This is a genomic window from Nocardioides zeae (assembly GCF_030818655.1).
Lineage (GTDB): Bacteria > Actinomycetota > Actinomycetes > Propionibacteriales > Nocardioidaceae > Nocardioides > Nocardioides zeae_A.
On the sequence record NZ_JAUTAN010000001.1, the window covers coordinates 28,280 to 50,025 of the forward strand.

Below are 21,746 nucleotides of genomic sequence, written 5' to 3' on the forward strand. Positions count from 1 at the left end.
GAACCCTGCGGGGCAGTGCCGCGACGGGCGCGGCCGGCCACGAGGGGGAACGACGTGAACGTACGACGACGACTGGCGCAGCTCTGCGCACTGCCGCTGGTGGCGGTGGGGCTCGCCGCCGCGGGTCAGGCACCGGCGACGGCTGCTGACTACGAGTGGACGCTGTACAGCAACACGGGCAGCTCCGTCGCCAAGCTGGTGTGGCGCGACGGGACCAACACGTTGTGCGTGAAGCGCACCGGGTCGCTCGGCACGCTCTACGGCTCCGTCCGTCACCCCGACGGCGGGTGGACGACGCTCGTCGTCCACGGCGACTCGGACTGCCGCACCGTCTCGATCCGGGAGGACTACTGGACCCAGTTCTCCCTCCGGTCGTCCCTGCGCCCCGGCGGGCAGGCGACGTGGAACGGCTACACGTGAGCCGCCCGTAGCCTGACGAGGTGCGCGACTCTCTCGACCTCCTCCTCGACGCCGAGGGCGAGGGCGCCGTGCGGGAGGAGTGGGACCGCGTGGCGGCGGCCGGTGTCCCCGGGGCCGGGGTACGCCGCGACGCGGGCCACGCGCCCCACCTGACGGTCGCGGAGCGCGACGAGGTCCCGGCCGAGGCCGACGCGGCGCTCGACGCGCTCGTGGCGCACCTGCCCCTGACCCTCCACCTCGGCGCCCCGCTCGTGCTCGGTGCGGCGGGGCGCCGTGTCGTGGCGCGCGTGGTCGCCCCCACGCCGGCACTGCTGGCGCTCCACGCCGAGGCGGCGCGACTGCTCCGGTCGGGGGGAGCCCGGGGCGGACCGCCGTGGTCGGCCCCGGGCCGGTGGGTGCCCCACCTGACGGTGACCGGCCGGTTGACCGACGACCAGGTCGTGCCGGCGCTGACGGCGCTGGGCGCGCCGTACGAGGTCGTGGGGGCGCGGCTGCGGCGGTGGATGCCCGGGACACGGACCCTGCGCGACGTCGGAAGCAGGGAAGGCTAACCTAAGCCCGCTCTGCTGCCGCCCCCGAAGGACCGCCATGACCGCCGCCGTCCTCGCGCCCCCGCCCGCGCCCGCTCCCGAGCGACCGTCGCCGTCGCTCGGACCCCGGCGCGCGGTCGGGCTCGTCGTGCTCCTGGCGGCGCTCGTGGCCGCGATGGCCGCGAGCCTCGCGTTCGGGGCCAACCCGCTGCCGTTCGGGGCGGTCCGGGACGGCCTGCTCACCAAGGACGGCACCGAGGCCTCGCTCATCGTGTGGGACCTGCGGATCCCGCGCACGATCGCCGGCCTCGCCGTCGGCGCCGCCTTCGGGGTGGCGGGCGCGCTCGTCCAGGCGCTCACGCGCAACCCGCTCGCCGACCCCGGGATCCTCGGCGTCAACGCCGGCGCCGGGTTCGCGGTGACGCTGGGGGTGGGGATCTTCGGGGTCGCGAGCGTGTCGGGCTACGTCTGGTTCGCCTTCGTGGGCGCCGCGTTCGCGACGGGGCTCGTCTACCTCATCGGGGCGGCCGGCGGTGGGGGCGCCTCGCCGATCACCCTCGTGCTGGCCGGCGTCGCGCTCGCGGCCGTGCTGGGCGGCGTGCAGCAGTTCCTCACCCTCATCGACCCCACCACCTTCGACCGGCTGCGCAGCTGGGGGGTCGGTTCCATCGACAGCACCAGCCTCGACGACACCCTCGCCGTGCTCCCGTTCCTCGCGGTCGGCCTCCTCGTCGCGCTGGCGCTGTCGGGCGCGCTCAACGCGGTCGCGCTCGGCGACGACCTCGCCACCTCGCTCGGCACGAACATCCTGCGCACGCGCGTGCTCGGCATCGTCGCGGTCACGCTGCTCGCGGGCGGCGGCACCGCCCTGACCGGCGGCATCGGGTTCGTCGGCCTCATGGTGCCGCACGTCGTGCGCTGGTTCACCGGCCCCGACCAGCGCTGGGTGATCGCCTACTCCGCCGTGGCCGCCCCGGTGCTCGTGCTGGTGGCCGACGTGGTCGGCCGCGTGCTGGGGCGCCCCGGCGAGATCCAGGTGGGCATCGTGACGGCCGTGATCGGCGCCCCGGTGCTCATCGCCCTCGTCCGCCGCCAGAAGGCGAGCGGCCTGTGAGCGCCGTGGAGCCCCGTACGCCGCGGGTCGACTTCGGCTACACCACCGGCACCCTGCGCGGCGGGTTCTTCTCGTTCCGCCTCCCGGTGCGGGTGGTCGCCGTCTCCGCCGTCCTGGCCCTCGTCGCCGCCGCGCTGGGGATCGTCGCGCTCACCCTCGGCGACTACCCGCTGAGCGTCGCGGAGGTCGTGCGCACGATCGGCGGCGGCGGGGAGCGGTTCCACCGGCTCGTCGTGCTCGAGTGGCGGATGCCGGTCGTGCTCGCGGCCCTCGTGTTCGGTGCCGTGCTCGGCGTCGGCGGCGCGATCTTCCAGTCGCTGACCCGCAACCCGCTCGGCTCGCCCGACGTCATCGGCTTCGACGCCGGGTCCTACACCGCGGTGGTCGTGACGATCCTCGTGCTCGGCACGCGCGACTACGCCTCCCTGGCGGCGGCCGCCATCGTGGGCGGCATCCTCACGGCCGTCGTCGTCTACGTGCTCGCCTACCGCCGCGGCGTCCAGGGGTTCCGGCTCATCATCGTCGGCATCGGCGTCTCCGCGATGCTCGGCTCGGTCAACAGCTACCTCATCACCCGGGCCGACCTGCAGGACGCGATGGCGGTCGGCTTCTGGGGCGCCGGCTCCATCACCCGGGTCACCTGGACGTCGCTGGTGCCGGCACTCGTCGGGTTCGGGCTGATCGTCCTGGCCGCCGCGGCCCTCGCCCCGTCGCTGCGCCGCCTCGAGCTCGGCGACGACGCCGCCGTCACGCAGGGCACGCGGGTCGGGCTGGCGCGGCTCGCCCTCATCGTCGTCGGCGTCGCGACCACCGCCCTCGTCACGGCCGCCGCCGGACCGCTCGGCTTCATCGCCCTCGTCGCACCCCAGCTCGCCCGTCGGCTGACCCGCTCGCCGGGCGTCAGCCTCCTCGGGGCCGCCGCCATGGGCGCCACGCTCCTCGTGAGCGCCCACCTCCTCTCCCTCGTCGTCGCGAGCGCCTACCGGCCGGTGCCGGTCGGCCTCATCACCGTGTGCGTCGGCGGGCTCTACCTGATCTGGCTGCTGGTGCGCGAGGCCCGCCGCCAGGCCGCGACCTCCTGAGACGGGACGGACCCATGACGACGACCACCAGCACCCGCCTCGCCGCCGAGGACGTGACGATCGGCTACGACAAGCGGACCATCTCGAGCGGCCTGACCGTCGGCATCCCCGACGGTTCGTTCACCGCGATCATCGGTCCCAACGCCTGCGGCAAGTCGACGCTGCTGCGCTCCCTGGCGCGCATCATCACGCCCACCGCGGGCCGGGTGCTGCTCGACGGCAAGGACATCTCCCGCTACCGCTCCAAGGAGGTCGCGCGGCGTCTCGGCCTGCTCCCGCAGACGTCCCTGGCCCCCGACGGGATCCGGGTCGCGGACCTCGTCGCGCGCGGACGCGCGCCGTACCAGTCCCTCATCCAGCAGTGGCGACCCGAGGACGAGGCCGCGGTCGCGGCCGCGATGGCGGCGACGCGCACGGACGTGCTGTCGGGGCGCTACGTCGACGAGCTGTCGGGCGGCCAGCGCCAGCGGGTCTGGGTCGCCATGCTGCTGGCCCAGGAGACGCCGACCCTGCTGCTCGACGAGCCGACGACGTTCCTCGACATCGCGCACCAGTACCAGCTGCTCGACCTGCTCCGTGCCCTCCACGACCAGGGCAAGACGATCGTGGCGGTGCTCCACGACCTCAACCAGGCGGCGCGCTACGCCGACCACCTCGTCGTCATGAAGGACGGCCACGTCGTGACGACGGGAGCGCCCGCCGACGTGCTGACGGCCGCCCTCGTCGAGGAGGTCTTCGACCTGCCGTGCGTCGTGGCCCCCGACCCGGTGGTGGGCTCGCCGACGGTCTACCCGCTGCCGACGGGCGGCCCCGGGAGCTGAGTCGTGGAGAATGTCCGTCCGTGACGTCGATCGGGTGGCCGCTGCGCGTGGTGCGCGGCGCCGTGCTCACGACGGTCGCCCTGCTCGCCGGCGCGGGCGGGCACGCGCTCGCCGGCGGTGCGCTCCCGGGCCTGCCGGTGCTCGCCGGGCTGCTCGTGGCGCTCACGCCCGTCGCCGCGCTCCTCGTCGGCCGCCGGGTCGACGCCCTCCAGGCCGGCCTGCTGCTCGTGCTCGGCCAGGCGGCCGTGCACCTCGCGCTCATGGTGACCGCGGACGGGGCCCACCACGGGGTCCACGACGGGATCCAGCACGGGGGCCACGGTGCCACCCCCACCATGCTGCTCGCCCACCTCGCTGCGGCGGGGATCGGCGGGCTCTGGCTCGCCGCGGGTGAACGCGCGCTCTGGACGGTGCTCGACCTCGCCCTCGTGCGCCTCGTCGCGGTGCTCGCGCTGCGGGGTCCCCTCCCGGTGCCGGGCGCCGCCCGCGTCGTACCGGCTCCCGCGCCCCCGGCCCTCCGTGACCGTGCGGAGCGCCGACGCCTCCCCGCCCGCGCGCCGCCGCGCCTCGGCGCGCGCCCCGCCTGAGGGGCCCGCGCCACCGACGCGCCATCGCGGTCGGGCTGCTCGAGGAGCGGTCCGCCGCTCCGTCGTCGTGCCCGAGGAGGCATGTCCGCATGACCCACCAGCAATCCCGCACCTGGCGCCCGCTCCTGCTGCGCCTGCACTTCTACGCCGGCGTGCTCATCGCGCCGTTCCTGCTCGTCGCCGCCGTCAGCGGCGCCCTCTACGCGGTGACGCCGCAGGTGGAGAGGGTGGTGTACGACGACGTGCTCACCACCGACTCCCGGGGGCCGGCCCTGCCGCTCGAGGCCCAGGTCGCCGCCGCCCGGGAGGTCGAGCCCGACCTGCCGCTGGTGGCCGTCCGGCCCGCTCCCGAGGAGGGCGCGACCACCCGCGTGATGTTCGACGCGGGGGAGGTGGCGACCTCCCGCACGCGCGCCGTCTTCGTCGACCCGGTGACGGGCGAGACGCAGGGGGAGCTGACGGCGTACGGCACCTCCGGCTCCCTGCCGCTGCGCACCTGGGTGAGCGAGCTGCACCGCAGCCTGCACCTGGGGGACACCGGGCGGCTCTACTCCGAGCTCGCCGCCTCCTGGCTGGCCGTCGTCGCCCTCGGCGGCCTCGCCCTGTGGTGGACCGGCCCGCAGCGGCGCCACCGCGACGCCCGCCGCGTGCGCGGCAGCACCGGGCGCGCCCGCCCGCACCCGCGCCGTCCACGGCCTGCTCGGCACCGTGGTCGCGGTCGGCCTGCTCGGGCTGTCGGCCACGGGTCTCACCTGGTCGCAGCACGCCGGCACCCACGTCACCGAGCTGCGCTCCGCGCTCGACTGGACCACGCCCGCGGTCGTCAGCGACCTCACCGAGCCGCACGCCGGGGCGGACGAGCACGCGCACCACCACGGGTCTGCCGGCTCCGGGTCCGGGGTGGGCGTCGACGAGGACGCTCCCGGTGTCGGGTGGCAGGCCGCGTGGGACGCGGCCCGTGCCGAGGGCCTCACCGCGGCCGTCGAGATCAAGCGGCCGAGCAGCGCCACGGCGACGTACGTCGTCTCCGAGATCGACCGCTCCTGGCCCGTGCAGGTCGACGCGGCCGCGGTGGACCCGGCGTCGGGGGAGGTGGTCGACGTGGTGCGGTTCGAGGACTACCCGTTCATGGCGAAGCTCGCCCGCTGGGGCGTCGACGTCCACATGGGCTCGCTGTTCGGCCTCGCCAACCAGGTGGCGCTGCTCGGGCTCGGCCTCGCCATCGTGGTGATGGTGGTGAGCGGCTACCGCATGTGGTGGCTGCGCCGCCCGACCCGCGGGGACCGCTGGGCGGTGGGCCGTCCCGTACGGCGCGGGGCCTGGCGCTCGGCGCCCCCGGTCGGCCTCGTCGGGCTCGCGCTCGCGGCGGTCGCCGTCGGCTGGTTCCTGCCGCTGCTGGGTGTCAGCCTGCTGGCGTTCCTCGTGGTCGACCTGGCGCTGGCGGCCCGGGCGCGCAGCCGCGCGGCCTGACGGTCACCGGTCGGGGTCGGGGGGCTCGGGCGGCGGGCGGTGGTCGGCGAGCGCGCCGGTGTTCGCCACCACCGCCGCCGCCGGCGGGAGGACGGCGGCCACGACGCACATGCCGATCGCCAGCGGCGTCGACCAGTGCCGCACCACGACGCCGGCCAGCACGAAGAGCGTGAGGCAGACGCCCATCATCCAGGCGTAGGCGCGCTTCCGGCCGTCGCTGATCGCCATGCCGTCACGGTACGCCCGGACCCTCCGTCGTGACCCGTTCCGGGCGGACCCCTGACCGTGACGTCCGCGAAACACGTCCGCAACGCTTGCGCTGTTCACTCCTCGTAGACAATGATTCACAGCAGTGAACAAGTGGAGGTTCCCGCCATGACCGATCTCGCGACCCTCGCGGAGAAGGCCGGCACGACGTTCATCCTGGCGCTCTTCGTCGACCTGAACGGCAAGCCGTGCGCCAAGCTCGTGCCCGTCGAGGCGGTCGAGCAGCTGCAGACGGAGGGCGTCGGCTTCGCCGGCTACGCCGTCGGCTCCATGGGCCAGGAGCCCAAGGACCCCGACCTCATGGTCCTCCCGGACCCCGCCAGCTTCACCCCGGTGCCCTTCATCAAGGAGGGCCTGGCGATCGTGCACTGCGACCCGCACGTCGACGGCAAGCCGTGGCCGTTCGCGCCGCGCGTGATCCTCAAGTCGATGCTGGCCCGCCTGCAGGAGACCCAGGGCCTCGAGGCCTACGTCGGTGCGGAGGTCGAGTACTTCCTCCTCCGCCGCGAGGCCGACGGCACGCTCGTCACGGCCGACCCGGGCGACAACGCGGCCCGGCCCTGCTACGACGCCCGCGGCGTCACGCGGATGTACGAGCACCTCGCGACCGTGTCCCGCGCCATGAACGAGCTGGGCTGGGGCAACTACGCCAACGACCACGAGGACGGCAACGGCCAGTTCGAGCAGAACTTCGAGTACGCCGACGCGCTCACCACCGCCGACCGCGTGGTGACGCTCCGCTACCTCATCTCCATGCTCGCCGAGGAGCGCGGCATGGTCGCGACCTTCATGCCGAAGCCGTTCTCCGACCGCACCGGCTCGGGCCTCCACCTCCACCTGTCGCTGTGGAAGGACGGCGAGTCGGCGTTCCCCGACGGCGACGACGCCCGGGGGCTGGGGCTGAGCGGCACGGCGTACGCCTTCACCGCCGGCATCCTCGAGCACGCCTCCGCCCTGCAGGCGGTGCTGGGGCCGAGCGTGAACTCCTACAAGCGCACCGGCGCGGTCGCCACGACGTCGGGCGCGAGCTGGGCGCCGAGCTTCCCGACCTACGGCGGCAACGACCGCACCCACTTCATCCGCATCCCCGACCACCACCGCGTCGAGCTGCGCGGCGGCGACGGGTCGGCGAACCCCTACCTGGCCATCGCGGCGACGATCGGCGCCGGCCTCGACGGCATCGAGCGCGACCTCGACCCCGGCACCGTCGGCGGCGACAACGGCACCGTGCGCCCGCCGCTGCCGCGCACGCTGATCCACGCGGTCGAGGCGCTCGAGGCGGACCCCGTCGTCGGCGCCGCCCTCGACGCCGCCAGCGACGGCGAGCACCGGGTCGCGGCGTACTTCGCCGAGGCCAAGCGCGCCGAGTTCTTCGCCTACCACTCCCGGGTCACGTCCTGGGAGATCGACCACTACCTCACGGCCTACTGACCGGCCTGCTGACCGGCCCCTGAAGTCTTCGGAGAAAGGACCCGCCCATGTGCGGCATCGTCGGGTTGCACCTGCGCAACCCCGCCCTCGCCCCCCGGCTCGGTGAGCTGCTGACCGGCATGCTCTGCGAGATGCAGGACCGGGGCGCCGACTCGGCCGGCATCGCCGTCTACGGCGACCCCCGCTGGTCCCCGGCCGGCCACGTGACCGTCTCGTTCGTGCCCGACGCGAGCTGCGTCGAGCTCACCACCGGCCTCGCGGCGGAGGTCGTCGCCGGCGCCCTCACCACGGCGTACGGCGCGGACGTCGCCGTCGTCGACGCCGGGCCCACCCTGGTGGCGCACGTGCCCGGCGGCGACGCCGAGCTCGACCGGCTGCGCACCGCGGTGAAGGAGGCCTTCCCGGAGGCGCTCGTCGCGGGCTTCGGCGCCGACGTCGCCGTGCTCAAGGGCGTCGGCCACCCCCGTGACCTGGCGGAGGCCTACGGGCTCCCCGCGGCGCAGGGCTGGCAGGGCGTCGGCCACACCCGCATGGCGACCGAGTCGGCCGTGACGCCGGGCGGCTGCCACCCCTACGCGGTGGGCCCCGACCAGTGCCTCGTGCACAACGGATCGTTCTCCAACCACGCCTCGATCCGCCGGGAGCTCATCGCGGCCGGCGCGGAGTTCGACTCGATGAACGACACCGAGGTCGGTGCCCGCTTCGTCGCCGACCGCCTGGCCGCGGGCTACACGGTCGAGACGGCGCTCAAGGAGCTGCTCACCACGTTCGACGGCTTCTACACGCTGCTCGTCGCCGACGGGGACTCGTTCGCCGTCGTGCGCGACGCGATCGCCTGCAAGCCGGCCGTCATCGCCGAGCACGACGACTGGGTCGCGATGGCGTCGGAGTACCGCGCCCTCGTCGGCCTGCCCGGCATCGCCGAGGCCCGCATCTACGAGCCCGAGCCCGAGAGGATCTACGCATGGACGCGCTGAGCGCCACCACCGTCGAGCTGGACCTGGCGGCCGTGCCGCTGCGCACCGTCAACGCCCTGCTCCAGGGACGCGAGGTCGAAGGGCAGGAGACGCTGCCGGTGGACACGCCGGTCACGCTCACCAACCCCCGCGGGGCGCACGCCGTGGCGGTCGGCATGGACACGCCGCGGCAGGTCACGGTCGCGGGGCACGTGGGCTACTACGCCGCGGGCATGAACCAGCGCGCCGACGTCGTCATCGAGGGCAACGCCGGGGTCGGCGTCGCGGAGAACATGATGAGCGGCTCGGTCCTGGTCAAGGGCAACGCCTCGCAGTCGGCCGGTGCGACCGCCCACGGCGGCCTGCTCGTCGTCGAGGGCGACGCCGCGGCGCGCTGCGGCATCTCGATGAAGGGCGTCGACATCGTCGTGGGCGGGTCGATCGGCCACATGAGCGCCTTCATGGCGCAGGCCGGGCGGCTCGTGGTGCGCGGTGACGCCGGGGAGGCGCTGGGCGACTCGATCTACGAGGCGCGGATCTACGTGCGCGGCTCGGTCGCGTCGCTGGGCGCGGACTGCGTCGCGAAGGAGATGCGCCCCGAGCACCTCGAGGAGCTGGCGACGCTGCTGAAGGCGGCCGGCTTCGAGGACGACGACCCCGCGTCGTACACGCGCTACGGCTCGGCCCGCACGCTCTACCACTTCCACGTCGACAACGCCGCGGCGTACTGAACCGGAGGCTCCCATGCACGACGACCTCACCCTCGCGCGGCGCGGCCTGCGCCCCTCGGCCACGTTCGACCCGGCGACCATCGCCGACATCCAGCGCGCGGCCGCGACGGGCATCTACGACATCCGGGGCGGTGGCGCGAAGCGGGCGCTGCCGCACTTCGACGACCTGCTCTTCCTGGGCGCCTCGATGAGCCGCTACCCGCTGGAGGGCTACCGGGAGCGCTGCGGCACCGAGGTGACGCTGGGCGCGCGCAACGCGACGTACCCCCTCGAGCTGGCCATCCCCGTGACGATCGCGGGCATGAGCTTCGGCGCCCTGTCGGGCCGCGCGAAGGAGGCGCTGGGCCGCGGCGCGAGCGAGGCCGGCACCTCGACGACGACCGGGGACGGCGGCATGACGCCGGAGGAGCGGGGGCAGAGCAAGCACCTCGTCTACCAGTACCTGCCGAGCCGCTACGGCATGAACCCCGACGACCTCCGCAAGGCCGACGCCATCGAGATCGTGCTCGGCCAGGGCGCGAAGCCCGGCGGCGGCGGCATGCTGCTGGGCCAGAAGATCTCGGAGCGCGTCGCGGGGATGCGCACGCTGCCCCAGGGCATCGACCAGCGCAGCGCCTCGCGGCACCCCGACTGGACGGGCCCCGACGACCTCACGATCAAGATCGCCGAGCTCCGCGAGATCACGGGCTGGGAGAAGCCGATCTACGTGAAGGTCGGCGCCTCGCGGCCCTACTACGACGTGAAGCTCGCCGTGCACGCCGGCGCCGACGTGGTCGTCGTCGACGGCATGCAGGGCGGCACGGCGGCGACGCAGGACGTCTTCATCGAGAACGTCGGCATCCCGACGCTCGCCGCGATCCCGCAGGCCGTGCAGGCGCTGCAGGAGCTCGGCGTGCACCGGAAGGCCGACGGCGTGCAGCTCATCGTGTCCGGCGGCATCCGCACCGGGGCCGACGTCGCCAAGGCGCTGGCGCTCGGCGCCGACGCGGTCGCGATCGGCACTGCCGCGCTCGTCGCGCTCGGTGACAACGACCCGCGCTGGGACGCCGAGTACCAGGCCATCGGGTCCGCCGCCGGCTACTACGACGACTACCAGGACGGCCGCGACCCCGCCGGCATCTCGACGCAGGACGACGAGCTGGCCGCGCGCTTCGACCCCGTCGAGGGCGGCCGCCGCCTCGCCAACTACCTCCGGGTGCTGACGATGGAGGCGCAGACCATCGCGCGGGCCTGCGGCAAGGCGCACGTGACGCACCTCGAGCCCGAGGACCTCGTCGCGCTGACGGTCGAGGCCGCGGCCATGGCCCGCGTGCCGGTCGCCGGCACGGACTGGGTCCCGGGTCGCCCGGGCCCGTCGTTCTGAGGCGGGTGTCGCTCGCCGACCTCGGCGGGCTCCCGGCGGTGCCGTGGCGCAACGGCGCCGGGCTGACGCGGGAGCTCGCCGCGCACCCCGACGGCGCGTGGCGCGTGAGCGTCGCCGCCATCGCTGGCCCGGCGCCCTGGTCGGCGTTCCCCGGTGTCGACCGCGTGTCCTGCGTGGTCGCGGGGGAGGGGCTCGTGCTGACGGTCGACGGCGCCGAGCAGTCGGTACGCCGCGGCGAGGTGCTCGCCTACCGCGGGGAGTCGGTCGTGCTCGGCCGACCGCTGGGCGGGCCGGTGCAGAACCTCAACCTGGTGCTGGCGCGGGGCCGGGCCGTGGGTGGCCTGCGGGTCGTGGAGCTCGCCGGTTTCGAGCCGGGCGCGGACGACGTGCTCCTGTGGGCGCTGGACGGCTCGGGCGGTGGTGGGGGGCGCGCGGTGGTGGTGAGTGCCGCCGTGCGGTGATGATGGACGAGGCGGACGAGGAGGGAGCGTCGGTGACGACGTACGTGGTGGTGGGAGCGGGCCTGGCGGGCGCGGCGACGGCCTGGGAGCTGGCGCGGCGCGGGCACGGGGTGACGCTGGTCGAGCGCACGACGCCGGCCAACGAGCACGGCAGCTCGCACGGGTCGGCACGGATCTTCCGCTACGGCTACCCGGATCCCTTCTGGACGGGGCTCGTGGTGCAGGCCCGGGACGCGTGGGACGAGCTCGAGGCCCTGGCGGGCCAGCGGCTCATCACGCCGACGGGGTCGCTCGACCACGGCGCCGACCGGCGCCCCGACCACCTCGCGACGGTGATGGCCGGTGCGGGCGTGGAGCACGAGCTGATGAGTGCGGCGGCGGCCGCCGAGCGGTGGCCCGGGATCGCGTTCGACTCCGACGTGCTGTGGCACCCCGGTGCCGGCGTGATCGACGCCGAGTCGTCGGTGCTCGCGATGGCCCGGCTCGCCGCCGAGGCCGGGGCGACCGTGCTGACGGACTGGCCCGTGGCGCAGGTGGTGCCCGACGGGCGCGGTCTCCGCGTCGTGTCGGAGGCCGGTGCCGAGCTGCGTGCCGACCACGTCGTCGTCAGTGCGGGCGGGTGGCTGCCCGACCTGCTGCCGACGCTGCCCGAGGCCCTCGTCCGGCGCGTGCCGCGCCTCGAGGTGCGGAAGGAGCAGGCCTACCACTTCCCCTACGTCGACGACGCGTCCGGGCTGCCGGTCGACGGCTGGCCGACCTTCATCCACAAGATCCCCGAGATCCAGGTCTACGGCCTGCCGGGCGGGCGCGACGCGGGTTTCCGGGGCCAGAAGGTGGCGGAGTACAACGGCGGTCCGGCCATCCCGTCCGCCGCCCACTCCGACGGTCGCATCGACCCGGCCAACCGCGAGCGCGTGGTGGCCTACGTGCGGCAGCACCTGCCCGGGCTCGTGCCGGAGCCCTACGCGGAGACCACCTGCCTCTTCACCAACACCCCGGACGAGAACTTCGTGATCGACGGCGTCGCCGGCATCACCATCCTCTCGCCCTGCTCCGGGCACGGTGCCAAGTTCGCGCCGCTCCTCGGGCGGCTGGCGGCCGACGCGGCCACCGGCGCCGCCGCGGTGCCGCCGGCCTTCCGGCTCGCGGGGGTGGCGGCGTGAGCGCGCCCGCCCCCGCCGGCGCCACGTCGGTGGCCGGGCTGCTCGGGGAGATCGCCGACGTGGGCCGCGACGCGACCCGCGGTGGCTGGTCGCGGTTCGTCTACGCGGACGCCGAGCTGACGCTGCGCGAGTGGTTCGTCGAGCAGGCGCAGCGGCGCTCGCTGGAGGTCGAGACCGACCGCAACGGGGCGATCTGGGCGTGGCGGCCGGGCACGGGCCCCGCCGGGGCCGCCGGCTCGCCCCACGCGATCGTCACCGGCAGCCACCTCGACTCGGTGCCCGGCGGCGGCGCCTTCGACGGTCCGCTCGGCGTCGCGTCGGCCCTGGCGGCGGTCGACCTGCTCGACGCCCGGGGCGTGCGCACCGAGCGGCCGCTGGCCGTCGTGGCGTTCCCGGAGGAGGAGGGCGCGCGGTTCGGCGTCGCCTGCCTCGGCTCGCGGCTGCTGGCGGGCGCGATCGACCCCGACCGGGCGCGCGGGCTGCGCGACGCCGACGGCCGCACCTTCGCGGAGGTCGCGGCCGGCGCCGGTCTCGACGTCGACCGGATCGGGCCCGACCCCGCGCGGCTCGCGGGGATCGACGCCTTCGTGGAGCTCCACGTGGAGCAGGGTCGGGGGCTGGTGGACCTCGGTCAGCCCGTCGCGATCGGCTCCTCCATCCTCGGCCACGGTCGCTGGCGCTTCTCCGTGACCGGCGAGGGCAACCACGCGGGCACGACCCGGATGGTCGACCGGCGCGACCCGATGGTGGTGGCGGCGGGGATCGTGCTCGCCGCCCGCGACGCCGCCGTGGCGCACGCCGAGGCCCGGGCGACGGTCGGCCGCGTCGTACCGGTGCCCGGGGGCACCAACGTCATCGCCTCGCGGGTCGACCTCTGGCTCGACGCGCGCCACCCCGACGACGCCGTGACCGCCGCCGTGGTGGCGGAGATCGAGCGTCAGGCGTCGCGGCTGGCCGCGGCGCAGGGGTGCGCGGTGACGCTGACGGAGGAGTCCTACGGCGGCACGGTCCACTTCGACGCCGACCTGTCGGGCCGCCTGGCGCGGGTGCTGCCGGACGCGCCGGTGCTCGACACCGGCGCGGGGCACGACGCCGGCGTGCTCGCCTCCGCGATCCCGACGGCGATGCTCTTCACCCGCAACCCGACGGGCGTGTCCCACTCGCCGGAGGAGGCGTGCGAGGACGCCGACGCCGAGGCCGGGGCCGTGGCGCTGGCCGACGTGCTGGAGCGCCTGCTGCAGGAGCCGGTGGGCGTCTCCTAGGGTTCACTCGTGTCCACCGAGGAGAACGACGCCGCACTGCTGCGCAACCGGGCCGGTACGGCGCGGGAGCGTCGCCCGGAGGATCCTCTCGAGGAGCTCGAGCTCGAGGAGGCCATCGCGCGCAACGTGCGGAGCCTGCGCACCCAGCAGGGCCTCTCGGTGGGGGAGATGGCGGAGAGGGTCGGCATCTCGAAGGCGATGCTGTCGAAGATCGAGAACGCCCAGACCTCCTGCAGCCTCTCCACCTTGGCGCGGCTGGCCGTCGGCCTCGACGTACCGGTCACCTCCCTCTTCCGCGGCGCCGACGCCGAGCGCCCGGCGGCGTTCGTGGCGGCCGGCACCGGGGCCCGCATCGTGCGGGCGGGGACGAAGGAGGGGCACGAGTACGAGCTCCTCGGCTCGCTGCGCGGCGAGCACAAGCGGCTCGAGTGCCTCCACGTGACGCTCACGGAGAAGAGCGAGACCTACCCGCTCTTCCAGCACCCCGGGACCGAGTTCATCTTCATGCTGGAGGGCGCCATGGACTACTCCCACTCCCGCACGGTGTACCGCCTCCACCCCGGCGACTCGCTGCAGATGGACGGCGAGGGCGCCCACGGACCGGTCGAGCTGGTCGAGCTGCCCATCCGGTTCCTCTCCGTGATCGCCTTCCCGGAGGCGGCGCTGTGAACGTGCGGTGGTGGGAGCAGCGACGCCGCAAGCAGCGGCAGCAGCCGCGCGGCCGGCGGGCGCTGCCCGGGAGGAAGAAGCGGGACCGTACCCCCGATTGCTCCGGCTGTTGCGACGCCGACTGCTTCTCGTTCCTGGCCCTGACCGTGCTGCTCCAGGCGGTGCTCGGCATGTTCCGCGCGAGCGCGGTCGATCCCCACACGGCGCGTCCGTCCACGGTCGGCGCACGCCTGGCCTCGCGCGCGGTGCGGTCCTACCAGGTCAACGTCTCCGCCGCTCGGCCCGAGCCGGTGTGCCACCTGAGCCCGTCGTGCTCCCGCTACGGCCTCGAGGCGATCTCGGCCCACGGCCTCCTCGGCGGCGGCCTCCGCGTCCTCCGCCGCCTCCGCGCCTGCCGCGCGGCCTCCCACGCCTGCTGATCTCTGCGTCGAGTTGGGTTGGACGGCGCGGCGGGGGCGTCGAGTTGGGTTGGACGGCGCGGCGGGGGCGTCGAGTTGGGTTGTACGGCGCGGCGTGCGTGTCGAGTTGGGTTGTACGGCGCGGCGGGTGCGTCGAGCTGGGTTGTACGGCGCGGCGTGAGCGTCGAGTTGTCTTGTACGCCGCGGTGAGGCCATCGAGCTGGGCCTTGTGTGCCTGTGGAATCGCGGTGGCGGGGCAGGTCGGCGAGGCGTAGAATCGCACACATGTTCGACCACCTTTCGCCTCGTGAGCTGCTGGATGCAGCTGCTGGGGCGGTGCGCGCCCGCCGGTTGGCGGAGGTGGCCGACCTGGAGGTGATCGCGGCGTGGGCTGCGGTGCACTCCGGGGAGTCGAACCGTGTGCGGAACCCGTTGGTCGACGTGGGTGGGGAGGGGACGCCGCGGGTGCAGGACCACGCCCTCGGGGAGATCGCCCTCGCCCGCAGCTCGGGTGTGGTCGCGACGATCAACGCCCTCGCGGACGTGCTGGACCTGCAGCACCGGCTGCCGTTGACGTGGGCGGTGGTGCGGCAGGGGAGCGCGGAGGTGTACGTCGCGCGGAAGGTCGCCCGGATGTCGCGGCATCTGCCGCGTGCGGTGGTCGGAGTCGTCGACTCTGCGGTGGCGCGGATGATCGCCACCGAGGCACCCGGGCGGGTGCTGACGGTGGCCGAGGGCAAGGTGATCGAGGCCGACCCCGCGCTGCACGAGGAGCGGGTGGAGGAGGAGAAGCGCCGCCGCTACGTGGGTCTGGGCCGGACCGACGAGTACGGGTTGCGGACGTTGATCGCGCGGCTGGATGCGGGTGATGCGGCGTGGGTGCAGGCCACCGTCACCCGGGTCGCGGAGATCCTCACCCCGGGTCACCCGGATGCGACCGCGGACGAGGTCCGTGCGATCGCGCTGGGTTACCTCGCGCGGCCTGCCGAGCTCCTCGCCCTGCTGGTCGAGCACGAGACCGCCGAGACCGCTGATCCCGCGCAGGCCGGTCCGGTCACCGACGACGAACCCCTCGCGCCCTCGCGCGCGACCGCACTCCCCGCCGACGTGCTCGACAAGCTCCACCGCACCGACCTGACGAAGCTGCGGCCGAAGGCGGTCCTCTACGTCCACCTCCACGAAGCCACCCTCCTCGGGACGAAGGGCGTCGCCCGCGCCGAAGAACTCGGCCCCCGCACCCTCGGCGCCCTCCACCAGCTCCTCGCCACCACCCAGGTCACCGTGAAACCGGTCATCGACCTGGCCGACGCGGTCCGCACCACCGCCTACGAACACCCCGAAGCCATCAAAGAACGCGTTCACCTCACCACCGGCGGCGACTACTGGCCGTATGCCACCTCCACCAGCCGCAACGCCGACTACGACCACCCCACCCCGTTCGACCACGACCCCGAGCGATCCCCCGAAGCACAACAACCAGCCCAGACCGGCACCCACAACTCGGGCCTCCTGCAACGCCGCCACCACCGCTGGAAGACCCACGCCGGCTACCAAGCCCGCCAACGCGCGCCGGGCCACTATGTCTGGCTCACCCCGAACGGTCTCGGCTTCACCATCGACCCGACCGGCACCCACCCCTGCTCCGAGATGGAAGCCCGCCTCCACCTCGCCTTCGCCGCGAGACCGCCTCTGGAACAATCCGACGCGTGAGCACCGAACCCCTCGTCCTCGGCATCGAGACCTCGTGTGACGAGACGGGCGTCGGGATCGTGCGCGGCACGACGCTGCTGGCCGACACGGTCGCGAGCAGCGTCGAGGAGCACGCGCGGTTCGGCGGCGTCGTCCCGGAGGTCGCCAGCCGCGCCCACCTCGAGGCCATGGTCCCGACGATCGAGCGCGCCTGCGCGACCGCGGGGATCCGCCCGAGCGACGTCGACGCCATCGCCGTGACGAGCGGCCCCGGCCTCGCAGGAGCGCTCCTGGTCGGCGTCGCGAGCGCCAAGGCGCTCGCCGTCGGTCTGGGCAAGCCGCTGTACGGCGTCAACCACCTCGCCGCCCACGTCGCCGTCGACCAGCTCGAGCACGGGCCGCTGCCCGAGCCCTGCATCGCCATGCTGGTCTCGGGCGGTCACTCGAGCCTGCTCAAGGTCACCGACCTCACCCTGGGTGTGGACCCGATGGGCGCCACGATCGACGACGCGGCGGGGGAGGCGTTCGACAAGGTCGCCCGCCTGCTCGGCCTGCCGTTCCCGGGTGGCCCGCACGTCGACCGCGCTGCCCGCGACGGCGAGATCACGATCGACTTCCCCCGTGGCCTGACGGCCCGTCGCGACCTCGAGCGGCACCGCTTCGACTTCTCGTTCTCCGGCCTCAAGACCGCGGTCGCCCGCTGGGTCGAGGCGCGCGAGCGCTCCGGCGAGCCCGTCTCGGTGCCCGACGTCGCCGCGAGCTTCCAGGAGGCGGTCTGCGACGTCCTCGTCCGCAAGGCGCTCGACGCCGCCACCGCGGAGGGGATCGAGGACCTCCTCCTGGGTGGCGGCGTCGCGGCCAACTCCCGCCTGCGCGCGATGGTGCTGGAGCGGGCCGAGCGCGTCGGCGTACGGGTCCGCATCCCGCGCCCCGGCCTGTGCACCGACAACGGCGCGATGGTCGCTGCGCTCGGCGCGGAGATGGTGGCCCGCGGACGCACCCCCTCCGCGCTCGACCTGCCCGCCGACTCCTCCCAGCCCGTCACGAGCGTGCTGGTCTGAGGGGGCCGGCGAGCTCGCGAGGCGTCACTTCACGAAGAACCGCCCAGCCCCGTTGTCCCACTCGGCGTCGTAGTCCTCGATCGGAGCTGCGAGTTCCGCTCGTCCGCTGTCGACATCGATGCGGACGAGGGCGTAGCGAGCCGGGGCGGTGGACGACATGCTCTGCTGCACCTCGACGATCAGGGAGGACGAACCTTCCCAGGCGCCGCCCCTGACGAACGTCTGAGTGCCCTCCGGGGAGTTGACCTGGAGAACGCCGCGACCGTTGCGAGCATCGCGGACGCTGTCGATCAGCCCGCCGGCCTCGGCGTACTGCTCGTACGGGCCCGCGGTCACCCAGCGGCTGTCACGGTCGAAGAGGCCGTAGGTGGTCGCGCAGGTCTCGGTCGACCACGCGAGGGGAGCATCCTCGCCCGCGGGGTAGACCCCGCGGCACGCCTGGTCGAGCTCGCCGGTCTCACCCGTGGGACGAGCGACGAGTGAACCGTCCGGCGACACGGCGTCGCTGGGGGTGCGGGAGAGCACCGTGATGATGCCGTCCTGGGTCAACCGGATCGTTCGGACGGACCGGCCCAGCTCTTGAGCCTCCACGATCACGTCGTCGCCTCGGAACCCGAGGGGCCGGCTGACGGGATCGAAGTTGGGCCCCGTCGCCAGGGGGCGGCGCCACAGCTCGTCGCCGTCCGCATCGGCGACAACGAGGGTCTCGATACCTCCCTCGCCCGCCCCGATGGACGACTCCACCCACGCCACGCGCCCCGTCGCGGGATCGTAGGCCAAGGTGGGGTTCACCAGTCGCTCCTCGTCGAGGCCCGTCAGGATCTCGACCAGCTCGCCCTGGCCGTCGAGGTGGTAGAGGTCGTACTCACCGCCGCGCCCCGGATCCACTGTCGCCAGCCAGCCGCCCGCGGCGTACGGCACCACATCGCCGAGCGAGCCGGAGATGGCGTCGAACGGGAGCTCGTACGTCGCCCCGCCGGGAAGGTGCAGCACCCCGTCGAGCCGGTACGGCACCTCGGCCGGGGCCCCCTCCGGAAGGTCGCCGAGGTCCATCAGGAGGTGCCGCGTGCGATCGGCACTCGCCGTACCACCCGTCACCGGGTCGACCGACCGGTCGCTGGACCCTCCGCCGAGCAGCCCCAGCGGCGCGACGACGGCGAGCACGACGGCGGCGGCTCCCGCCCCGACCAGAGCGGTGCGGGTGCGCCGGATCCGGCGGGCGCGACCCCGTACGGCGTCGAGGTCGAGCCGCGGCGTACCGGCGTCCCCGGCGTGCTCGCGCAGGGTGCGGGTCAGCTGGTCGTCCAGGTCGTTCGTCATCGCTGCTCCTCTCGGAGGTGGGAGGGGGTCCGGTCCCGCAGGGCCGCGAGCGCGCGGCTGGCCTGCGACTTCACGGTCCCGGGGGAGATCCCGAGGGTGGTGGCGATCTCGGCCTCGCTGAGGCCCTCGTAGTAGCGCAGCACGATCACCGCGCGCTGCTTGCGGGGCAGGGTCTGCACGAAGGCCCACAACCGCCCGGCGGTGCCGTCGTCGTAGTCGTCGCGGTGCTGCACGGTGTCGGGCACCTCGGCGGTGCTGGACTCGCGCTTCTTCCACGCGCGCCGCCACAGCGAGTTGTGCTCGTTGACGAGGATCCGTCGCGCGTAGCCGTCGAGCGACGTCTGCGCCTCGACCTTGTCCCACGCGAGGTACAGCTTCGCCAGTGTCGTCTGCACGAGGTCCTCGGCGGTGTGCCGGTCGCCGCACAGCAGGTACGCGGTGCGCAGCAGGCTCGCCTGGCGCGCCGCCATGTAGTCCGCGAACTCCTCGTCACGGCTGCGTCGCCGGGGCGTCGTCAACGTCGCTCCTGGGGTCGTCATCTCTCACCTCCATCATTCCGCCACCAAGACGCGACCGTCCTCCGATCGGTTGCATCGGGGAGAATGCGTCGGGTCAGGTCCACGAGCTCCAGGAGAGGGAGTCCCACATGCATGAGGTCAAGGCAGTCGTCGCGAAGTCGGTCGGGGAGCCGGTGAGCCTGGAGACGATCCTGGTGCCCGACCCGGGGCCGGGCGAGGCGCTGGTGCAGGTGCAGGCGTGCGGGGTGTGCCACACGGACCTGCACTACCGCGAGGGTGGGATCAACGACGAGTTCCCGTTCCTGCTGGGCCACGAGGCCGCAGGTGTCGTGGAGGCGGTCGGCGAGGGCGTCACGGCGGTCGCGCCGGGTGACTTCGTGGTGCTGAACTGGCGCGCGGTGTGCGGCGACTGTCGCGCGTGCGACCGCGGCGAGCCGCAGTACTGCTTCAACACCCACAACGCGACGCAGAAGATGACGCTGGCGGACGGTACGCCGCTGTCGCCGGCCCTGGGCATCGGGGCGTTCGCCGAGAAGACGCTGGTGGCCGCGGGGCAGTGCACGAAGGTCGACCCGGAGGCCCGTCCGGCTGCCGTGGGCCTGCTGGGCTGCGGCGTGATGGCCGGCATCGGTGCCGCGATCAACACCGGCAACGTGTCGCGCGGCGACGTCGTGGCCGTCATCGGCTGCGGCGGTGTCGGCGTGGCCGCGATCGCGGGCGCGGCGCTGGCGGGTGCGGGCACGATCATCGCGGTCGACATCGACGACAAGAAGCTCGAGGGCGCGAGGAAGCTGGGCGCCACCCACACGGTGAACTCGAAGGAGACCGATGCGGTCGCGGCGATCAAGGCGATCGCGGGCGCGGCGGCGGGTCACGAGGGCGCGGACGGTGCGGACGTGGTGATCGAGGCGGTCGGTCGTCCCGAGACCTGGGAGCAGGCCTTCTACGCCCGCGACCTGGCCGGCACGGTGGTCCTGGTCGGCGTGCCGACGCCGGACATGAAGGTCCCGCAGATCCCGCTGATCGACGTGTTCGGTCGCGGTGGGTCGCTGAAGTCGAGCTGGTACGGCGACTGCCTGCCCAACCGCGACTTCCCGATGCTGGTCGACCTCTACCGCCAGGGCCGTCTCGACCTCGACGCGTTCGTGACCGAGGAGATCGGGATCGAGGACGTCGAGGCCGCGTTCGAGAAGATGCACCACGGCGAGGTCCTGCGCAGCGTGGTGGTCCTCTGATGGCGAGCTCCCACCACGCCGCCGGCGGCGCCCGCGTGGACCACGGCGTCGTCGCGGGCACGTTCAGCCTGGACGGGGAGACGTACGACGTCGACAACAACATCTGGGTCGTGGGTGACGACTCCGAGGTGGTCGTGATCGACGCCCCGCACGACGTCGAGGCCATCCTCGGCGTCGTCGGGGACCGCAGGGTCAAGGCCATCGTGTGCACCCACGCCCACGACGACCACGTCCGCGTCGCGCCCGAGCTCCGCAAGCGCACGAGCGCGCCGATCCTGCTGCACCCCGACGACCGGCCGCTGTGGGAGCTGACCCACGGCACCGGCGAGCACGGCGAGCTCTGGGACGTCGACCTCTCCGACGGCCAGGAGATCGCGGTCGGGGGCACGACCCTGACCGTGCTGCACACCCCGGGCCACGCCCCGGGCGCGGTCTGCCTGCACGCCCCCGAGCTCGGTGTCGTCTTCACCGGCGACACCTTGTTCAACGGCGGCCCGGGGGCCACCGGCCGGTCCTACTCCGACCGCCCCACCATCGAGGCATCGATCAAGGCACGGCTCTTCGCCCTGCCCGGCGACACGGTCGTCCACACCGGTCACGGCGACGACACGACGATCGCCGCGGAGATGACGAACCTCACCTGACCGAGCGCTCGGTCCGTCGCCCGTCTAGGGTGGGCGACGTGACCGAGCGCCTCGAGACCACCCGCGTGATCGCCGCCCCGGCGAGCGCGATCTTCGACGTCCTCACCGATCCCGAGGGCCACGTCGACATCGACTCCTCCGGCATGCTCCAGTCGGCGAGCGGGGACCGCCCGCGCGCCGTCGGTGACACCTTCGTCGTCCACATGGACCGCGAGGCGCTCGGCGACCTCCCCGAGATGGGGGAGTACGACGTCACGGTCGTCATCGAGACCCTCGAGCCCGATCGGGAGGTGGCCTGGCGCATCGTCGGCACCATCAAGCCGCCGATCGGTCACGTCTACGGCTACCGCCTCGAGCCGACGGAACCGTCCGAGGACGGCTCCGCGCGCACCCTCGTGACCAGCTACTACGACTGGTCGAACGCCCACGACCGGTGGAAGAAGATCTTCCCCGTCATCTCCGAGCAGCACCTCAAGGGCACGCTCGGCATCCTCGCCCGCGTCGTCGCCCGTCGCGCCCGCTGAACTCCCGCCCCCACCGACAGACACAGGAGC

Annotated in this window: 23 protein-coding genes and 2 pseudogenes; 22 read left to right on the top strand and 3 right to left on the bottom strand. The window is 73.9% G+C overall.

Annotation, left to right across the window (positions count from 1 at the left end; all coding sequences use genetic code 11):
• The first annotated feature begins 54 nt into the window (after positions 1 to 54).
• From QE405_RS00120 to QE405_RS00155, 8 genes and pseudogenes are all read left to right on the top strand, one after another.
• Positions 55 to 420: a hypothetical protein gene (locus QE405_RS00120; RefSeq protein ID WP_307198202.1), complete on the top strand. Its 366-nt coding sequence runs from the start codon at positions 55 to 57 to the stop codon at positions 418 to 420.
• A gap of 20 nt (positions 421 to 440) precedes the next feature.
• Positions 441 to 971, top strand: a complete 531-nt coding sequence (locus QE405_RS00125; protein ID WP_307198203.1) for a 2'-5' RNA ligase family protein — start codon at positions 441 to 443, stop codon at positions 969 to 971.
• Between the two features lie 37 nt (positions 972 to 1,008).
• Positions 1,009 to 2,064, top strand: a complete 1,056-nt coding sequence (locus QE405_RS00130; protein WP_307198204.1) for a FecCD family ABC transporter permease — start codon at positions 1,009 to 1,011, stop codon at positions 2,062 to 2,064.
• Positions 2,061 to 3,146: a FecCD family ABC transporter permease gene (locus QE405_RS00135; RefSeq protein WP_307198205.1), complete on the top strand. Its 1,086-nt coding sequence runs from the start codon at positions 2,061 to 2,063 to the stop codon at positions 3,144 to 3,146. Before QE405_RS00130 ends, QE405_RS00135 begins: the two co-directional genes overlap by 4 nt.
• A 14-nt stretch (positions 3,147 to 3,160) precedes the next feature.
• A complete protein-coding gene (locus tag QE405_RS00140; RefSeq protein WP_307198206.1) occupies positions 3,161 to 3,967 on the top strand; it encodes an ABC transporter ATP-binding protein in 807 nt (268 codons plus the stop codon).
• 20 nt (positions 3,968 to 3,987) lie between these two features.
• Positions 3,988 to 4,554 (top strand): hypothetical protein, encoded by a 567-nt coding sequence (locus QE405_RS00145; protein ID WP_307198207.1) that lies wholly within the window; start codon positions 3,988 to 3,990, stop codon positions 4,552 to 4,554.
• An 89-nt stretch (positions 4,555 to 4,643) separates the two neighbouring features.
• Positions 4,644 to 5,156 (top strand): annotated as a pseudogene (locus QE405_RS20840) (PepSY-associated TM helix domain-containing protein); the annotation flags it as partial.
• 79 nt (positions 5,157 to 5,235) lie between these two features.
• Positions 5,236 to 6,024 (top strand): annotated as a pseudogene (locus QE405_RS00155) (PepSY-associated TM helix domain-containing protein); the annotation flags it as partial.
• Between the two features lie 3 nt (positions 6,025 to 6,027).
• Here the strand turns inward: QE405_RS00155 and QE405_RS00160 are convergent.
• A complete protein-coding gene (locus QE405_RS00160; RefSeq protein WP_307198209.1) occupies positions 6,028 to 6,252 on the bottom strand; it encodes a DUF3099 domain-containing protein in 225 nt (74 codons plus the stop codon).
• 147 nt (positions 6,253 to 6,399) lie between these two features.
• On the opposite strand from QE405_RS00160, the gene glnT reads away from it, so the two are divergent.
• The 11 genes from glnT to tsaD all read left to right on the top strand — a co-directional run bounded on the left by glnT (position 6,400) and on the right by tsaD (position 17,475).
• Positions 6,400 to 7,722, top strand: a complete 1,323-nt coding sequence (gene glnT, locus QE405_RS00165) for a type III glutamate--ammonia ligase (protein WP_307198210.1) — start codon at positions 6,400 to 6,402, stop codon at positions 7,720 to 7,722.
• Between the two features lie 47 nt (positions 7,723 to 7,769).
• On the top strand, positions 7,770 to 8,699 hold the full coding sequence (locus QE405_RS00170) for a hypothetical protein (RefSeq protein WP_307198211.1): 930 nt from the start codon (positions 7,770 to 7,772) through the stop codon (positions 8,697 to 8,699).
• On the top strand, positions 8,687 to 9,409 hold the full coding sequence (locus QE405_RS00175; protein WP_307198212.1) for a hypothetical protein: 723 nt from the start codon (positions 8,687 to 8,689) through the stop codon (positions 9,407 to 9,409). Before QE405_RS00170 ends, QE405_RS00175 begins: the two co-directional genes overlap by 13 nt.
• 13 nt (positions 9,410 to 9,422) lie before the next feature.
• Positions 9,423 to 10,772 (top strand): FMN-binding glutamate synthase family protein, encoded by a 1,350-nt coding sequence (locus QE405_RS00180; protein WP_307198213.1) that lies wholly within the window; start codon positions 9,423 to 9,425, stop codon positions 10,770 to 10,772.
• A gap of 5 nt (positions 10,773 to 10,777) precedes the next feature.
• Positions 10,778 to 11,233: a HutD/Ves family protein gene (locus tag QE405_RS00185; RefSeq protein WP_307198214.1), complete on the top strand. Its 456-nt coding sequence runs from the start codon at positions 10,778 to 10,780 to the stop codon at positions 11,231 to 11,233.
• Positions 11,233 to 12,396 carry an FAD-dependent oxidoreductase gene (locus tag QE405_RS00190; protein ID WP_307198215.1) on the top strand — a complete coding sequence of 388 codons (1,164 nt, stop codon included), beginning with the start codon at positions 11,233 to 11,235 and terminating at the stop codon, positions 12,394 to 12,396. Before QE405_RS00185 ends, QE405_RS00190 begins: the two co-directional genes overlap by 1 nt.
• Positions 12,393 to 13,658 (top strand): allantoate amidohydrolase, encoded by a 1,266-nt coding sequence (locus QE405_RS00195; RefSeq protein WP_307198216.1) that lies wholly within the window; start codon positions 12,393 to 12,395, stop codon positions 13,656 to 13,658. The genes QE405_RS00190 and QE405_RS00195 overlap by 4 nt, the downstream gene beginning before the upstream one ends.
• A gap of 9 nt (positions 13,659 to 13,667) precedes the next feature.
• Entirely contained in the window at positions 13,668 to 14,327 is a 660-nt protein-coding gene (locus QE405_RS00200; RefSeq protein ID WP_307198217.1) for a helix-turn-helix domain-containing protein, read from the top strand.
• Positions 14,324 to 14,746 carry a membrane protein insertion efficiency factor YidD gene (gene yidD, locus QE405_RS00205; RefSeq protein ID WP_307198218.1) on the top strand — a complete coding sequence of 141 codons (423 nt, stop codon included), beginning with the start codon at positions 14,324 to 14,326 and terminating at the stop codon, positions 14,744 to 14,746. Before QE405_RS00200 ends, yidD begins: the two co-directional genes overlap by 4 nt.
• 264 nt (positions 14,747 to 15,010) lie before the next feature.
• Positions 15,011 to 16,435 carry a hypothetical protein gene (locus QE405_RS00210; protein WP_307198219.1) on the top strand — a complete coding sequence of 475 codons (1,425 nt, stop codon included), beginning with the start codon at positions 15,011 to 15,013 and terminating at the stop codon, positions 16,433 to 16,435.
• On the top strand, positions 16,432 to 17,475 hold the full coding sequence (gene tsaD / locus QE405_RS00215) for a tRNA (adenosine(37)-N6)-threonylcarbamoyltransferase complex transferase subunit TsaD (RefSeq protein WP_307198220.1): 1,044 nt from the start codon (positions 16,432 to 16,434) through the stop codon (positions 17,473 to 17,475). Before QE405_RS00210 ends, tsaD begins: the two co-directional genes overlap by 4 nt.
• Positions 17,476 to 17,499: 24 nt before the next feature.
• Here tsaD and QE405_RS00220 read toward each other — a convergent pair whose 3' ends face one another.
• Both QE405_RS00220 and QE405_RS00225 read right to left on the bottom strand, forming a co-directional pair.
• On the bottom strand, positions 17,500 to 18,795 hold the full coding sequence (locus tag QE405_RS00220; RefSeq protein WP_307198221.1) for a hypothetical protein: 1,296 nt from the start codon (positions 18,793 to 18,795) through the stop codon (positions 17,500 to 17,502).
• On the bottom strand, positions 18,792 to 19,334 hold the full coding sequence (locus QE405_RS00225) for a SigE family RNA polymerase sigma factor (RefSeq protein WP_307198222.1): 543 nt from the start codon (positions 19,332 to 19,334) through the stop codon (positions 18,792 to 18,794). Before QE405_RS00225 ends, QE405_RS00220 begins: the two co-directional genes overlap by 4 nt.
• A 107-nt stretch (positions 19,335 to 19,441) precedes the next feature.
• On the opposite strand from QE405_RS00225, the gene QE405_RS00230 reads away from it, so the two are divergent.
• From QE405_RS00230 to QE405_RS00240, 3 genes are read left to right on the top strand one after another with little or no spacing between them, the layout of a single operon-like run.
• A complete protein-coding gene (locus tag QE405_RS00230; protein WP_307198223.1) occupies positions 19,442 to 20,548 on the top strand; it encodes an S-(hydroxymethyl)mycothiol dehydrogenase in 1,107 nt (368 codons plus the stop codon).
• A complete protein-coding gene (locus QE405_RS00235) occupies positions 20,548 to 21,192 on the top strand; it encodes an MBL fold metallo-hydrolase (RefSeq protein WP_307198224.1) in 645 nt (214 codons plus the stop codon). The genes QE405_RS00230 and QE405_RS00235 overlap by 1 nt, the downstream gene beginning before the upstream one ends.
• Before the next feature lie 38 nt (positions 21,193 to 21,230).
• Complete coding sequence (locus tag QE405_RS00240) at positions 21,231 to 21,716, top strand: polyketide cyclase (RefSeq protein ID WP_307198225.1); 486 nt, start codon at positions 21,231 to 21,233, stop codon at positions 21,714 to 21,716.
• Positions 21,717 to 21,746 lie beyond the last annotated feature (30 nt).

Excerpts from the sequence above, each read along its gene's own strand:
- glnT (WP_307198210.1), top strand. The coding sequence starts at position 6,400 with ATGACCGATCTCGCGACCCTCGCGGAGAAGGCCGGCACGACGTTCATC.
- QE405_RS00220 (WP_307198221.1), bottom strand. The coding sequence starts at position 18,795 with ATGACGAACGACCTGGACGACCAGCTGACCCGCACCCTGCGCGAGCAC.
- QE405_RS00210 (WP_307198219.1), top strand. The coding sequence starts at position 15,011 with ATGTTCGACCACCTTTCGCCTCGTGAGCTGCTGGATGCAGCTGCTGGG.
- QE405_RS00160 (WP_307198209.1), bottom strand. The coding sequence starts at position 6,252 with ATGGCGATCAGCGACGGCCGGAAGCGCGCCTACGCCTGGATGATGGGC.
- QE405_RS00175 (WP_307198212.1), top strand. The coding sequence starts at position 8,687 with ATGGACGCGCTGAGCGCCACCACCGTCGAGCTGGACCTGGCGGCCGTG.
- QE405_RS00230 (WP_307198223.1), top strand. The coding sequence starts at position 19,442 with ATGCATGAGGTCAAGGCAGTCGTCGCGAAGTCGGTCGGGGAGCCGGTG.
- QE405_RS00225 (WP_307198222.1), bottom strand. The coding sequence starts at position 19,334 with ATGACGACCCCAGGAGCGACGTTGACGACGCCCCGGCGACGCAGCCGT.
- QE405_RS00180 (WP_307198213.1), top strand. The coding sequence starts at position 9,423 with ATGCACGACGACCTCACCCTCGCGCGGCGCGGCCTGCGCCCCTCGGCC.
- QE405_RS00140 (WP_307198206.1), top strand. The coding sequence starts at position 3,161 with ATGACGACGACCACCAGCACCCGCCTCGCCGCCGAGGACGTGACGATC.
- QE405_RS00130 (WP_307198204.1), top strand. The coding sequence starts at position 1,009 with ATGACCGCCGCCGTCCTCGCGCCCCCGCCCGCGCCCGCTCCCGAGCGA.
- QE405_RS00190 (WP_307198215.1), top strand. The coding sequence starts at position 11,233 with ATGATGGACGAGGCGGACGAGGAGGGAGCGTCGGTGACGACGTACGTG.
- QE405_RS00170 (WP_307198211.1), top strand. The coding sequence starts at position 7,770 with ATGTGCGGCATCGTCGGGTTGCACCTGCGCAACCCCGCCCTCGCCCCC.
- QE405_RS00235 (WP_307198224.1), top strand. The coding sequence starts at position 20,548 with ATGGCGAGCTCCCACCACGCCGCCGGCGGCGCCCGCGTGGACCACGGC.